The organism is Kitasatospora sp. NPDC001225 (genome assembly GCF_053597855.1).
In genome coordinates, this window is record NZ_JBSFJC010000062.1 from 37,794 (window position 1) to 52,811 (window position 15,018).

The following is a 15,018-nucleotide window of genomic DNA, read 5'->3' on the forward strand; positions in this document are numbered from 1 at the left end:
CCTCTCCCCCTGCTCGCCCGTTTCCGTCGGCCGCTCCCGCCCCGACCCGCGCACCCCGTGCTGGCGCAGTCCCGCCACCGGGCGGGGCGGCGCTCCGGTGGCCATCCTCGGCCACGGATCATGGCGCTGACAAGGCCGTGACCAGCGGTTGCGTCCCGGCTCACACGACCCGTCCGAAACGTGGACATCCGCCCCCGGACATCCCCACAGCACATCCGCACCGGGCGTCCGCGCGCGGACGCCCGCACGCCGACCCGACCCCGCCGCGGGAACGCCGGAGCCCCCGGCCGCAGCACGTGCGACCGGGGGCTCCGGTGGAGCGGACGGGGCCTACAGGCCGACCTCGCGCATCAGCTGGCCGACCTCCGGGTTGGTCAGGCGGCGCAGCCAGCCCGACTTCTGGTCGCCCAGGGCGATCGGGCCGAAGTGGGTGCGCACCAGCTTCTCGACCGGGAAGCCGGCCTCGGCCAGCATCCGGCGGACGATGTGCTTGCGGCCCTCGTGCAGGGTCACCTCGACCATGTAGTTCTTGCCGATGTTGGAGATGACCTTGAAGCTGTCGGCGCGCGCGTAGCCGTCCTCCAGCTCCACGCCCTGGGCCAGCCGCTTGCCCAGGTCGCGCGGGATCGGGCCCTGGATCGCGGCCAGGTAGGTCTTGGTCACGCCGTAGCGCGGGTGGGTGAGGCGGTGGGCCAGCTCACCGTGGTTGGTGAGCAGGATGATGCCCTCGGTCTCGGTGTCCAGGCGGCCGACGTGGAACAGCCGGGTCTCCCGGTTGGTCACGTAGTCGCCCAGGCACTGGCGGCCGTCCGGGTCCTCCATGGTGGAGACCACGCCGGCCGGCTTGTTCAGCGCGAAGAACAGGTACGACTGGGTGGCGACGGTCAGGCCGTCCACCTTGATCTCGTCGTTCTGCGGGTCGACCCGCTTGCCCTGCTCGGTGACGCGCTTGCCGTTGACCTCGACCCGACCCTGCTCGATCAGCTCCTCGCAGGCGCGCCGGCTGCCGATGCCGGCCCGGGCCAGCACCTTCTGGAGGCGCTCGCCCTCGGGCTCGCCGAAGGTCTTGGGCAGCTTGACGGCCGGCTTGTCGTGCCGGGCGAGGACGGCGTCCTCGATCTTGGCCTGCAGCTCGCGCGAGCGCTGCGGCTGACGGCGCGGGTCGCCCGGGGCGCCCTGGCCCTCACGGCGCGGGCGCGGGGCCGGGCTGGGGCGCCGACCGGCGTAGCCGCCGCGGGCCGGGGTGGCGTTGGGGCCGCCGCCGTACTCGGGGCGGTCGTACCGGCGCTCCTCGGGCCGCAGCGGGCGGTCCGGGTAGCGGCGGTCGTCCCGACGGTCGTCCCGACGGCGGTCGTCGCGCCGGTCGTCACGGCCGAACGAGCCGCCGCGCGAACCCGCGCTCGAACCCGAGCCCGAACCGCCACGGCCACCCCCGTACGAGGAGCCGCCACCGCTGCCGCCGCCGTACGAGCCGCCGCGCGAACCCGCGCTCGAACCCGAGCCCGAACCGCCACGGCCGCCGCCGTAGGAGGAGCCGCCACCGCTGCCGCCGTACGAACCCCCGCGCGAGCCCGAGCCGCCGCGGCTACCGCCGCCACTGCTGCCGCTGCCGTAGGAGGAGCCGCCGCCCCGGCCCCCGCCCTGTCCGCCGCGACCGCTACCGCCGCCGCTGCTGTTCCTGCCGTTGCCACTGCTACGCATCAAAGTGTCCGTACGTCGTTCCGTCTGGGATGTGCGGTCGTTTCGGCCGACCTCACCGCCCCCTACCGATCGGGCCCGGCCCGACCGGCCTCGCCACTGCCGTCCGCGGCCTGCGCGGCAGCGGCGGCGACCGCCTCCGCGATCATCGTGCCCTCCAGGGACTCCGCTTCCACGTCGTCGACCTCGGGCAGGAAGGGAGCGAGCTCCGGCAGCTCGTCCAGGCCGCGGAGCCCCATCCGTTCCAGGAAGTAGTTCGTCGTCCGATACAGGATCGCACCTGTTTCGGGCTCGGATCCGGCCTCTTCCACCAGTCCTCGCTGTACCAGGGTACGCATCACGCCGTCACAGTTCACACCACGGACGGCGGAAACCCGGGATCTGGACACCGGCTGCCGGTAGGCGATCACCGCCAGGGTCTCCAGTGCGGCCTGGCTGAGCCGGGCCTGCCGACCGTCCAGGAGGAAGCGGTCGACGGCCGCGGAACAGGTGTCCCGGCTGTAGAACCGCCAGCCGCCCGCGACCAGCCGCAGGTCGAAACCGCGGCCCTGGGCCGTGTACTCGGCGGACAGCTCGCGCAGCGCGGCGGCCACCTCGGCCCGGGGCCGCTCCAGCACGCCGGCCAGCCGTTCCTCCGCCACCGGCTCGTCGACGACCATCAGCACGGCCTCCAGGTCGGCCCGCAGCCCGGCGTCGTCGGGCCCCTCGGCACCGGAGGCCGGCGGGGCCGACTTCTGGTGCACGACGACCGCCCCGGCCGGCTCCACCGGCCCGACCGGCCCCGCGGGCTCCACCGGGTCCGGCAGCAGCGCGAAGGCCGGCTCCAGCCACTCCTCGGCCCTCGGCCGCCCCGGCATCCCCAGCGGGCGCCGCACCGGCCGGCCGCCCTCGTCCCGTCCGCTCATCGCCGCCGACCCTCCTCGACCCCGCCGTCTCCACCGACCCCGCCGTCTCCACCGGCCTCACCGGCCGGCCGGTCGAACTCGTCCGTCACCTCGACCGCGCTCCGCCCCTCCTCGGCCACCCAGCGCACCAGCAGCTCGCCGAGCGCCTCCGGCTGCTCGAAGGCGAGCACCCGCTCCCGGTACAGCTCCAGCAGCGCCAGGAAGCGGGCGACCACCACCAGGTCGTCCGGCGCGTCCTCCACCAGCCGCCGGAACGAGGCCTCGCCCAGCTCGGTGAGCAGCCCCACCACCAGGGAGGCCTGCTCCCGCACGCTCACCGGCGGGGTGTGGATGTGGTCCACGTACACGACCGGCGCGGGCCTGGGCTCCATCGCCTTGGCCGCCAGCTCGGCCAGCCGCCGCGGCCCGATGCCGAGGACGACCTCCGGCAGCAGCTCCGCGTGCCGGGGCTCCAGGGCGGCGGTCCGGGGCCGGCGCAGCAGCTCGGCCGCCCAGCGTTCGCCGAACAGCGCCGCCGCCCGCTTGTACGCCCGGTACTGGAGCAGCCGCGCGAACAGCAGGTCACGGGCCTCCAGCAGGGCCAGGTCGGCCTCGTCCTCGACCTCCGCCACCGGGAGCAGCCGGGCGGCCTTGAGGTCGAGCAGGGTGGCGGCCACCACCAGGAACTCGGTCGCCGCGTCCAGGTCCCAGTCGGGGCCCATCGCCCGGATGTGCGCCATGAACTCGTCGGTCACGGTGGCCAGCGCCACCTCGGTGACGTCCATCCGGTGCTTGGCGATCAGGCTGAGCAGCAGGTCGAAGGGGCCCTCGAAGTTGTCCAGCCGTACCCGGAAGCCGCCCCGCGACTCGTTCTCGGTCGCGCTCTCGGCGGTGGTGGTGGCGGCTGGTCCGGCGGTTCTGGGCATGACGGTCCATCTTCACCCGTCGCCGCCTCCGGCCCCGCCCGGGGGCCGACCGACACGCCGTGCCACCCGCGCCCCGGACCGGCGCCCGCCCGGCGCTCCGCCGGCGCTCACCGGCCCGTACGAGCCCCTCCGCACGCACCCGTCCCGTCGAACAGGCCACGGTGGGTCCCCCGGGCCCCGGGAACGCCCCTGCGGCGCCCGACACGGCCCTCCGGCACCCGGGACGTCGCCGGCCCTCCGGCCCGCGTCCCGCGGGCCTCCTGCCGCCCTTGCGGCGCCCTGCGGCGCCCGACACGGCTCCGGCGGCCTCCCCACGCCGGGCCCGCGGCCCCCCTCGACGCCCGGCGCAACCGCCGGCCGCCCTTCCGCGCCGCCTACCGGCCGCGCAGCCGCCGTACCAGGATCGAGGCCTCGCCCCGCTGCTCCAGGTCCGCCAGGACGACCGCGATGGCCTCCCGGACGATCCGCCCGCGGTCCACGGCCAGGCCGTGCTCGCCGCGCAGCACCAGCCGGGCGTGCTCCAGGTCCATGAGCTCCTCGGCGGACACGTACACCGTGATCTTCTCGTCGTGCCGCTCGCGGCCGCTGGGCCGGCGCGGCGCGCGGCCGCGCGGCCGGGCACGGCCGGCGGCACCGGACGGCTCCTCGGCGGCGCCCTGGTGGGTGCGGGCCGCCGGGGCGGCACTCCGGCCGCCCTGGACGGCCTGCCCGGCCGCGGCGACGCCTGCGGCGGGCCCGACGCCCGCTCCGGACCGCTGCGCGGGCGCCGGCACCGAGGCGCCCGCCTGCTGCTCCGGCGTCACCTGCCGGTCGTCCTGGGCGCCCTGGGCGGCCTCGGTGCCCTCGGCGCCGTCCGGTCGGCCGTTGACGGTCCGCGCGGTCTCCGGTCTGGATGCCTCGGCGGCCGGACGCGGCGCGAGGGAGGGCGACAGCGCCATCCCTCCCGTGGTCCGGAACAGCTCGTCGGCACCCGGGAGACTCACTCGGCGGGGCGGCACCGGTCGAGCACCTCCCTGGCGAGCTGGCGGTAGGCGGCGGCACCGACCGAGTTGGTCGCGTACGTCGTGATGGGCTCGCCGGCGACGGTGGTCTCCGGGAAGCGCACGGTCCGCCCGATGACGGTGTGGAAGACGTGCTCGCCGAACGCCTCGACGACGCGCGCCAGCACCTCGCGGCTGTGCACGGTGCGCGAGTCGTACATGGTGGCCAGGATGCCGTCCAGGCGCAGGTCGGGGTTGAGCCGCTCGCAGACCTTCTCGATGGTCTCGGTCAGCAGCGCGACACCGCGCAGCGCGAAGAACTCGCACTCCAGCGGGACGATCACGCTGTGAGCGGCCGTCAGCGCATTGACCGTCAGCAGGCCCAGCGAGGGCTGGCAGTCGATGATGACGTAGTCGTAGTCGGGCAGCAGCGGCTTCAGGGCGCGCGCCAGCGCGGACTCCCGGGCCACCTCGCTGACCAGCTGCACCTCGGCGGCGGAGAGGTCGATGTTGGACGGCAGCAGGTCCATCCCCGGGACCGCCGTCTTCAGCAGCACCTCGTCGGCCGTCAGGCCCCGCTCCATGAGCAGGTTGTAGACGGTGACGTCGAGCTCCATCGGGTTGACGCCGAGGCCGACCGAGAGCGCGCCCTGCGGGTCGAAGTCGACGAGCAGCACCCGGCGGCCGTACTCGGCCAGCGCCGCGCCCAGGTTGATGGTCGACGTGGTCTTGCCGACGCCGCCCTTCTGGTTGCACATGGCGATGATCTGGGCGGGGCCGTGCTCGGCGACCGGCGCGGGGATCGGGAAGTACGGCAGCGGACGGCCGGTCGGGCCGACCCGCTCGCGGCGCTGGCGCGCGGCGTCGGGGGCCAGCGTGGCGGCGTACTCCGGGTCCGGCTCGTACTCGGCGTCCGGGTCGTCGTAGGCGCCGTAGGCGAACTCGCCGTAGGCCAGGCCGTAGGCCGCCAAGTCGGCGTCGTGATCGGTCACCGTGGTCACCTGTGCTGTGTTCTGGCGTGCTTCGAAAGTACGGAGTGCGACCGAGCCGACCTCGGCCGAGCCCACGGAGGGCTGCCGGGCCCCGGGCTCCTCACTCGGCTGGCCGGCGGTGAGCGCCGCCAGTCCTGGCTGACCACCCCCGGGAGCAATTGTCGACTCATTCACAAGTCGTCTTACCTCCTTGGGCATCCAGGACTCTATGTCGATTCGTCAGCGTGGCAGCATGCCGACGGTTTGCGACTCTAGGCCGTTCAAGGCGTTCGCAGCAACACAATCCACGGTAGTGGGCAGGATGTGTCGACTATCGAGCGGGCTGCTGTCAAGGGATGAGCGGGTCACCGGCCCCAACGTTTCTGCGGGCGGGTGACGTGACCGACAGATATTGACGACAGAGCGACCTACCCGATCCACCCGCCGTTCACGGGCACGGCGAAGCCCCCGGCCCGAAGGGATCGGGTCGGGGGCGAACGACCGCCGGGCGGTCAGGGGGTTCAGGCGAGCACGCTCTCCAGGGAGACCGACTCCAGGCCGAAGGCCTCGGCCACGGCCGGGAAGGTGATCTGGCCCTCGTGCACGTTCAGGCCCTTGGCGAGCGCGGCGTCGCGGCGCAGCGCGTCCTTCCAGCCGCGGTTGGCCAGCTCCAGCACGTACGGCATGGTGGCGTTGGTCAGCGCGTAGGTGGAGGTGTTCGGGACGGCGCCCGGCATGTTGGCCACGCAGTAGAAGACCGAGTTGTGGACCTTGAAGGTCGGGTCGTCGTGCGTGGTGGCGTGCGAGTCCTCGAAGCAGCCGCCCTGGTCGATGGCGATGTCGACGAGCACGGAGCCCGGCTTCATGCGGGAGACCAGCTCGTTGGTGACCAGCTTCGGGGCCTTGGCGCCCGGGATCAGCACGGCGCCGACGACCAGGTCGGCCTCCAGGACGGCCTTCTCCAGCTCGAAGGAGTTCGAGACGATGGTCTTGACCTTGGTGCCGAAGATGCGGTCGGCCTCGCGCAGCTTGTTGATGTCGCGGTCCAGCAGGGTCACCTCGTAACCCATGCCGACGGCGATGGTGGCCGCGTGCCAGCCGGAGACGCCGCCACCGATGACGACGGCCTTGGCCGGGTGGGTGCCGGGCACGCCGCCCGGCAGGGTGCCGCGGCCGCCGGCCGGACGCATCAGGTGGTACGAGCCGACCTGCGGGGCCAGACGGCCCGCGACCTCGGACATCGGGGCGAGCAGCGGCAGCGCGCCGTTCGACAGCTGCACGGTCTCGTACGCGATGGCGGTGGTGCCCGAGGCGATCAGCGCGTCGGTGCCGGCCCGGTCGGCCGCCAGGTGGAGGTACGTGAAGAGGGTCTGGCCCTTGCGCAGCCGGTGGTACTCGGAGGCGATGGGCTCCTTGACCTTCAGCAGCAGGTCGGCGGTGGCCCACACCTCGTCGGCGGTGGGGAGGATGGTGGCGCCGGCGGCCACGTACTCCTCGTTCGGGATCGAGGAGCCGACACCGGCGTTGTCCTCGATGTAGACCTCGTGTCCGTTGCGGACCAGCTCATGCACGCCGGCGGGCGTGATGGCCACGCGGTACTCGTGGTTCTTGACCTCGCGGGGGATGCCGACCTTCACGGCTAAACACGTCCTCTTGCCATGGGGGTCCCGACCGGAGAAGACCGGTGGGCGACGCGCACGTGGGGAAGCCTCCGGGACAGCCCGGGGCCGGGATCGCTGCGCGACTGAGTTCGAGTGTAATGAAGCCCAGGCGGCGTGTCAGCCTTCCAAAGTGAATAAATTTTCCGAACACATTGGCAGATTCGTAGGCTTCCCCTGCGACTTACCCACCAAAGACGTCGTAACCGGGCACTTCCGACAATACCTCCGAAAGGCCCATCACCACCCGGCGTCGACGCGTTCCCGCAGGTCCGCGAGGGCGCCCCCGACGGCCTCCAGGCCCCGCTCGTCGCCCAGCCGGCGCAGCACCGCGAGCGCGGCCCGGTACTCCCGGTCGGCCTCGTCGAAGCGGCGCTGCGCGGTGTGCGCCTCGGCCACCCGGGCGAGCAGCCGGGCCTCGGCCGCGTGGTCCCCGAGCGCCTGCCGCAGGCCGAGCGCCCGGCCGTACCAGTCGGCGGCCCGCACCGCGTCGCCGAGCGCCCGGTGGCAGTTGGCGGCGCTCTCCAGGGCCCGGGCGCAGAGCGGTTCGTCGTCGGCCCTCCGGGCGTGCTCCAGGGCGGCCCGGTAGTGGGCGGCGGCCTGCTCCCAGCGGCCCGCCGAGGCCTGGAGGTCGCCCAGGTTGAGCAGCGCGGCCGAGGCCCGGCGGGGCCGGCCGTTGCGCTCGGCGACGGTCAGCACCAGCTCGTGCAGCCGGTAGAGGTCGGTGGGGGCGGCGGCTCCGGTCAGCGGCAGGGCCCGCAGCAGCGCGGTGACCAGCCGACCGGCCGATCCGTCCAGGTCGCCCTGGCCGATCGCGTCGGCCACCGCGCCGAGCAGCAGCTCCCGCTCGCCGAGCAGCCACTCGCGGGCGTGCGCGGCCGAGCGCAGCCGCAGCGGGGCGGGCAGCGGGTCCTGGCCGGAGCCGGGGCCGGCCGCCGGGTCGAGCAGCGCGCGGGCCGACTCGGTGAGCCGGACCAGCCGCTCCAGCAGCCGGGCCCGGGCGAGCTCGGTCTCGGTGGGCCGGTCCTCCTGCTCGCGCAGCCGGACCAGTCGGGGGTAGAGCCGCCCGGGCACCCGGTAGCGCGGGGTGCCGTCGGCGGTCGGCGCCTCCTCGCCGAGCAGCTCCCGCTCGGCCAGCGCGGCCAGCGTCGCGGCCGCGTCCGGCACCGGGCAGCCGACCAGGGCGGAGGCGGTGCGCGGGTCGGCGGTCTGCGCCGGGGCCAGGGTGAGGGTGCGCAGCATCCGCGCCTGGGCGGCCGGCAGCCCACGGTACAGCAGGCTGAACGCGCCGAGCAGCGGATCGTTGTCGGGGACGGGCACCGGCTCGGCCGGCTCCGGGCCGGGCTTCACCCAGGCCGCCGGGTCACCGGCCGACTCGGTCACCGCGGCGGCGGCCGCGGCGGGCTCACCGGCCCGGCCCTCCGCCGGCTTCCCCGGGGCCGCCTTCCCCGAGGGGCCCCGCGCGGCCCCGCCCGGCCCGGCGGCTCCGGCCGCTCCGGCGGGCCCGCCCGAAGGGGCACCGGAGGCCTTGGCCGCCCGCTCCCCCTCCTTCTTCTTCGGCGCCCTCCCCTTCTCCTTCTCCTTCTCCTTCGACGAAGCAACCGCCGCGGCCTCGCCGCCCGCGGCCGGCTCCGCGACGGCCCCCGTGACCGCCGTCTCCTCCCCCACCACCCGGTTGAGCTCGCGCGCCGCCTCCGTGACCGCGATCTTCGGGTTCCCGCGCAGCCACCCCGCCATCAGCCGCAGCGCGGCCGGCCGGGAGGCGCAGGCCTCGGCGAGGTCCGCCCCGCCGACCGGGTCGCAGGAGATCCGGGTGCCGCCGACCAGGTCGGCCAGCAGCTCGCCGGAGGCCTGCCGGTCCAGCCCGCCGAGGATCACCGGGTCGATGTCCTCGATCCCGGTGAGCGGCCCGGCCGTGGTGGCGAGCACCAGGCAGCCCGGTTCGTCGGCGAGCAGCGGCCACACCTGCCCGGCGTCCCGGACGTCGTCCAGGACGAGCAGCACCCGCAGCCCGGCGAGCGCCTCGCGCAGCGCCACGCAGCCCGGCTCGTCCCGCCCGTCCTCGCCCGTCCCGGGCAGCGGCACGGCGGTCTGCGGGTCGAGCTGCTCCAGCAGCAGCCGGGCGGCCCGGGCGGGCGGCACCCGGCCGCCGTCCGGGGCGGACAGCCGGACGAACAGCACGCCGTCCGGGTAGTCGGCGGCGACGGTACGGGCGAAGCGCGCCGCCAGTACGGTCCGTCCGGAGCCGGGGCGCCCGGCCAGCACCAGCACCGGGCAGCGCCCGCTCGCCGGGCGGGCGGCGGCCGCCCGCAGCGCGGCCAGTTCGGCGCGCCGCCCGACGAACAGGGTGGGTGCGGCCGGCAGCCGCTCCAGGCCCGGGACGGCCCCGGCGGGCGCGCCGGGGCCGGGGTCCATCGTCGCCGTCTTCCTCGCCACCCGTGCCACTCCCGACGTCATCCCGCGCTCGGCATCCGACACCCGGCTTCCGGTGCCCGGCCTCCGGAGTTCAGCGGAGGCGGCCCGGGACGGGCGCCCTGTCTGCGAAGCGTAGTTCGACCGTCCGGCTCAGCCGAGGTGACATCCGGTCGTACGAATCCGCAAATCACCCCAACGACTCAACGACCGGCGGCCGGCCGTCCCCCGAGCGGCCGACTCAGGCCTCGAAGGGGCGGGCCGGCCAGGGCGAGTCCGCCGGGCGCAGCGCGTCCAGCCCGTCCGGGCCGGTGAGCGCGGCGTGCACGGCGAGGGTGCCGGTGACCAGGGTCGGGTTGTGCAGCTTCCCGGCCTGGATCAGCCGGATCAGCTCCGGTACCGGCACCCAGGCGACCTCGATCTCCTGCTCCTCGCCCTGGGCCGCGTAGCGCTCGCCCTCGGCCGGCGCCAGGTCGGTGGCGAGGAACATCCGCAGCGCCTCGTCGGTGCCGCCCGGGGAGGTGTAGTAGTCGGCGAGGATCCGCCAGGTGCCGGCCTTGCAGTACGCCTCCTCGTACAGCTCGCGCTGCGCGGCGTGCCACGGGTTCTCGCCGGGCACGTCGAGCAGGCCGGCGGGCAGCTCCCACAGCCGCTGGCGCACCGGGTGGCGGTACTGGCGCAGCACCAGCACCCGCTGCTCGTCGTCCAGGGCGAGCACCGAGACCGAGCCGGGGTGGGTCTGGTAGTCGCGGCGGGCCCAGCTGCCGTCGGGCATCCGGACCTCCTCGCTGCGGACCCCGGTGACCTTGCCCTGGAAGGGCGTCCCGCCGGCCCGGACCTCCCACTCCTCGGCCACGTCGGCGATCCCCTGGCGGCTCTGCTCGTCCATCGCTCTCCCCTTTTCGTCAGTACGACACAATCTAACGCCGAACGGCGGCCCCGCGGGAATCGCGGGGCCGCCGTTCGGTGAACGACCGGGGAGGACTACTCGGAGACCGCGGTCTTGATCTCGATGGCCGCCTTGACCAGGCCCGCGAACAGCGGGTGCGGGCGGGTCGGGCGGGACTTCAGCTCCGGGTGGGCCTGGGTGGCCACCAGGTAGGGGTGCACCTCGCGCGGGTACTCGACGTACTCGACCAGGTCGCCCTTGGGAGAGAGGCCGGAGAACTCCAGGCCGGTCTTCTCCAGGTCCGCGCGGTAGGCGTTGTTGACCTCGTAGCGGTGGCGGTGGCGCTCCTCGACGTACTGCTCGCCGCCGTAGACCTCACGGACGATCGAGCCCTCGGCGAGCTTGGCCGGGTACAGGCCCAGGCGCATGGTGCCGCCCAGGTCGCCCTTGCCGTCGACGATGGCCAGCTGCTCGGCCATCGTGGAGACGACCGGGTGCTTGGCGGCGGCGTCGAACTCGGTGGAGTTGGCCTCGGGCAGGCCGGCCAGGTTGCGGGCCGCCTCGATGACCACGCACTGCAGGCCCAGGCACAGGCCCAGCAGCGGCACCTTGTTCTCGCGGGCGAAGGTGATCGCGCCGACCTTGCCGTTGACGCCGCGGTCGCCGAAGCCGCCGGGGATGCAGATCGCGTCGACGTCGCCGAGCTGCGCCCGGGCGCCCTCGGGGGTCTCACAGTCGTCCGAGGTGACCCACTTGATCTCGACCCGGGCGTTGTTGGCGAAGCCGCCGGCGCGCAGCGCCTCGGTCACCGACAGGTACGCGTCCGGCAGGTCGATGTACTTGCCGACCAGGGCGACCTTGACGATGTGCTGCGGCTCGTGGACGCGGCGCAGCAGGTCGTCCCAGGTGGTCCAGTCGACGTCGCGGAACGGCAGGTCCAGGCGGCGCACCACGTACGCGTCCAGGCCCTCGCCGTGCAGCACCTTGGGGATGTCGTAGATCGACTTGGCGTCGATGGCCGCGACCACGGCCTCCTCGTCCACGTCGCACATCAGCGAGATCTTGCGCTTGATCGCCTGCGGGACCTCGCGGTCGGCGCGCAGCACGATCGCGTCGGGCTGGATGCCGATGTTGCGCAGCGCGGCGACGGAGTGCTGGGTGGGCTTGGTCTTCAGCTCGCCCGAGGGGCCGATGTACGGCAGCAGGGAGACGTGCACGAAGAACACGTTGTCCCGGCCGACCTCGTGGCGGACCTGGCGGACGGCCTCCAGGAACGGCAGCGACTCGATGTCGCCGACGGTGCCGCCGACCTCGGTGATCACGACATCGACGTCCTCGGTCGCCATCCGGCGGATCCGGGACTTGATCTCGTTGGTGATGTGCGGGATGACCTGGACGGTGTCGCCCAGGTACTCGCCGCGGCGCTCCTTGGCGATGACGGTCGAGTACACCTGGCCGGTGGTGACGTTCGCCGAGCCGTGCAGGTTGGTGTCCAGGAACCGCTCGTAGTGACCGATGTCCAGGTCGGTCTCGGCGCCGTCGTCGGTGACGAACACCTCACCGTGCTGGAACGGGTTCATGGTGCCCGGGTCCACGTTGAGGTAGGGGTCGAGCTTCTGCATCGTCACGCGCAGGCCGCGGGCCTTGAGCAGCGCGCCGAGGCTGGAGGCGGTCAGCCCCTTTCCGAGCGAAGAGGCGACACCCCCGGTGACGAAGAGGTGCTTGGTCGTCACGGCGCGGCCGTTCGCTGCCTTGCCGGAATGGGGCTGTGCCAAGAGGGGGCTCCCGTGGGTCGCGTGTCGAAGCAGACGTGGGCGGGAGGCTCGGGGTTCGCCGTGACGGGAGGCCGGCTCGGTGCGCGGCGCTCACTGGGTCGTCGGTTCGGCTGGTCCGGGGCGTTTGATCCCGCCGGTCCACGGGATACCAGGGTATCAGTGACGCGACCCGGACGCCGATCGAGGCACGCGCACCGCGCCGGGAGCGCGCGCGGGGCGCACGACCGGCGCATCACACGCCACAGGTTTCACACCGGTCGCACAACCCGCCGGACCGGGCCAGAGCGCGGTGTCCGTCCGGACCATCCCGGCTCCCCCTGCCGGGCCAGGCGGAGGTGATCCTTCCGGACCATCCTGCGCCGCGCCCTCGCGATGCACGGCATTTCCGCCGAATTGCGGCGCCACACCGGGCTGCGTCCGCGTGCTTCGCCCCTTTCGTCCGTCGTAAGCTGCTCGGACGCATCGCCGACAGCACGAGCACGCGGAGGGCGTGGGAGGGTCAGGACACTCCCGGTCCCCGATGCGCGACCGGACCTCCCCGTATTCCCGCTCATCCCCACCCACTCCAGGGGCTCGACCGAGCCCCGCGGACACTCCAGCAAGGCCCGCCACCACCCCCGGCAGGCCGGACGTCCCGGGGTGGACCTCCGGCCCCGCAGACCGCTCGCTCCCTCCGCTCGCCGATGCCCTGACCACATTGCGAACTGGAGATCCACGTGGCCGGCCGTATCGAGGACTACGCACTCATCGGGGACATGCAGACCGCTGCCCTGGTCAGCAGGGACGGGGCGGTGGACTGGCTCTGCCTTCCCCGCTTCGACTCGCCGGCCGTGTTCGCCGGCCTGCTCGGCACCGATGAACACGGCTTCTGGCGGATCGGCCCGGCCGAGGCCGTCGTCACCTCGGTCCCCCTCCCCGCGACGGCCCCGGCCCCCTCGCCCGCACGGGTCCGCATCGCCGAGACCGCCGACCTGCGGGTGCCCCCGCCCACCGCCGCCGCCCCGGCCGTGCCCGCCGACCGCCGCCGCTACCGGGGCGACTCGCTGATCCTGGAGCAGGAGTGGGACACCCAGGGCGGCACCGTCCGGGTGATCGACTTCATGCCGCCGCGCCCGCTGGCCGGCAAGGACGCCGTCCCCCAGGTGATCCGGATCGTCGAGGGCGTCTCCGGCACCGTGCGGATGCGCTCCGCACTGCGGATGCGCTTCTCCTACGGCCGGGTGGTGCCCTGGGTGCACCGCGTCGAGCAGGCCGACGGCGGCCACCGCACCGTCGCCGTGGCCGGCCCCGACTCCGTCTGGCTGGACGGCAGGGCCGAGACCTACGGCCGCGACCTCACCACCTACGCCGACTTCACCGTCACCGCCGGGGAGCGGATCGCCTTCGCCCTCACCTGGCAGGCCTCCCACCTCGACGCGCCCAAGGCCCCGGACGCCGAGGGCATGCTCGACGCCACCGCCGACTTCTGGCACGACTGGGCCGACCAGTGCACCTACCAGGGCCCCTACCGCGAAGCCGTGATCCGCTCCCTGATCACCCTCAAGGGCCTCACCTACGCCCCCACCGGCGGCATCGTCGCCGCCCCCACCACCTCCCTGCCCGAGGACATCGGCGGCGAACGCAACTGGGACTACCGCTACACCTGGCTGCGCGACGCCGCCATCACCCTCTCCTCCCTGCTGCGCACCGGCTACCGCGACGAGGCCAAGGCCTGGCGCGAATGGCTGCTGCGCGCCGTCGCCGGCGACCCCGAGAACCTGCAGATCATGTACGGCATCGCCGGCGAGCGCGAACTCACCGAGTCCTCCCTCGACTGGCTGCCCGGCTACGAGGGCTCCCAGCCCGTCCGCATCGGCAACGGCGCCGCCGGACAACTCCAACTCGACGTCTACGGCGAGGTCGTCGAAGCCCTCCACCTCGCCCACATGACCGGCCTCGTCCGCAACGACCACGCCCACCAGCTCCAACTGCGCCTGATCGACTACCTCGAGGACCACTGGCAGAACCCCGACGAGGGCATCTGGGAGGTCCGCGGCCCCCGCCGCCACTTCGTCCACTCCAAGGTCATGGCCTGGGTCGCCGTCGACCGCACCATCAAGCTCCTGGAGCAGACCCCCGAGGACGAGCCCACCGGCGGCCACCTGGAGCGCTGGCGCGCGCTGCGCGACACCATCCACGCCGACGTCTGCGAGAAGGGCTACGACCCGGAGCGCAACACCTTCACCCAGTACTACGGCGGCAAGGAACTGGACGCCTCGCTGCTGCTGATCCCCCAGGTCGGCTTCCTGCCCGCCGACGACAAGCGCGTCATCGGCACCATCGAGGCCATCCAGCGCGAACTGTCCACCGAGGACGGCTTCGTGTTGCGCTACCCCACCCACGACGAGTCGGGCAACAACGTGGACGGCCTCTCCGGCCACGAGGGCGCCTTCCTGGCCTGCTCGTTCTGGCTGGCCGACGACCTCGCCATGATCGGCCGGGTCCAGGAGGCCCGCGAGCTGTTCGACCGGCTGCTCGCGCTGCGCAACGACGTCGGCCTGCTCGCCGAGGAGTGGGACCCGCGCCTCAAGCGCCAGGTCGGCAACTTCCCGCAGGCCTTCAGCCACGTCCCGCTGATCGACACCGCCCTGCGGCTGACCGCCTGCGGCGCGGCGTACCTGTCCGCCCAGCCGGACGGGCCGGCCACCGACCGGGCCGAGCGGGCCACGGTCTAGGGGCGGACCTAGGGCCTGTCTTCAAACTCGCGTCTGCGGGGCGACGCCGGGGCACGCACCTCGCCGCGTTGTCGTCGGTCGCCAATGCTCCGCAGTGGCTCCCTCCTCCGC

General features: G+C 73.9%; 10 protein-coding genes. 1 reads left to right on the plus strand and 9 read right to left on the minus strand.

The genetic code is table 11. The features are described from left to right. Window positions 1-330 precede the first annotated feature (330 nt). The 9 genes from ACWDCZ_RS21940 to ACWDCZ_RS21980 form a co-directional block, all read right to left on the minus strand. Window positions 331-1,701, minus strand: a complete 1,371-nt coding sequence (locus ACWDCZ_RS21940) for a pseudouridine synthase (RefSeq protein ID WP_380779496.1) — start codon at window positions 1,699-1,701, stop codon at window positions 331-333. Between the two features lie 62 nt (window positions 1,702-1,763). Beyond that, complete coding sequence (gene scpB, locus ACWDCZ_RS21945; protein ID WP_375875580.1) at window positions 1,764-2,603, minus strand: SMC-Scp complex subunit ScpB; 840 nt, start codon at window positions 2,601-2,603, stop codon at window positions 1,764-1,766. Then, a complete protein-coding gene (locus ACWDCZ_RS21950; RefSeq protein ID WP_449816729.1) occupies window positions 2,600-3,508 on the minus strand; it encodes a segregation and condensation protein A in 909 nt (302 codons plus the stop codon). Before ACWDCZ_RS21950 ends, scpB begins: the two co-directional genes overlap by 4 nt. Window positions 3,509-3,882: 374 nt before the next feature. Next, window positions 3,883-4,446 (minus strand): hypothetical protein, encoded by a 564-nt coding sequence (locus tag ACWDCZ_RS21955; RefSeq protein ID WP_074004691.1) that lies wholly within the window; start codon window positions 4,444-4,446, stop codon window positions 3,883-3,885. A gap of 41 nt (window positions 4,447-4,487) precedes the next feature. Then, on the minus strand, window positions 4,488-5,555 hold the full coding sequence (locus ACWDCZ_RS21960) for a ParA family protein (RefSeq protein WP_369808367.1): 1,068 nt from the start codon (window positions 5,553-5,555) through the stop codon (window positions 4,488-4,490). 425 nt (window positions 5,556-5,980) lie between these two features. Beyond that, window positions 5,981-7,096: an alanine dehydrogenase gene (ald, locus tag ACWDCZ_RS21965; protein WP_049659955.1), complete on the minus strand. Its 1,116-nt coding sequence runs from the start codon at window positions 7,094-7,096 to the stop codon at window positions 5,981-5,983. A 261-nt stretch (window positions 7,097-7,357) separates the two neighbouring features. Next, a complete protein-coding gene (locus ACWDCZ_RS21970) occupies window positions 7,358-9,553 on the minus strand; it encodes a tetratricopeptide repeat protein (RefSeq protein WP_449816730.1) in 2,196 nt (731 codons plus the stop codon). 217 nt (window positions 9,554-9,770) lie between these two features. Continuing rightward, window positions 9,771-10,418, minus strand: coding sequence for an NUDIX domain-containing protein (locus ACWDCZ_RS21975; protein ID WP_117490101.1), 648 nt, complete (start codon window positions 10,416-10,418; stop codon window positions 9,771-9,773). Between the two features lie 95 nt (window positions 10,419-10,513). Continuing rightward, window positions 10,514-12,193 (minus strand): CTP synthase, encoded by a 1,680-nt coding sequence (locus tag ACWDCZ_RS21980; protein ID WP_375875575.1) that lies wholly within the window; start codon window positions 12,191-12,193, stop codon window positions 10,514-10,516. Window positions 12,194-12,909: 716 nt separating this feature from the next. Here ACWDCZ_RS21980 and ACWDCZ_RS21985 point away from each other — a divergent pair. Further along, the gene (locus ACWDCZ_RS21985; RefSeq protein ID WP_449816731.1) at window positions 12,910-14,907 is read left to right on the plus strand and encodes a glycoside hydrolase family 15 protein; all 1,998 of its coding nucleotides are present in this window, start codon (window positions 12,910-12,912) and stop codon (window positions 14,905-14,907) included. The last annotated feature ends 111 nt before the right edge of the window (window positions 14,908-15,018 follow it).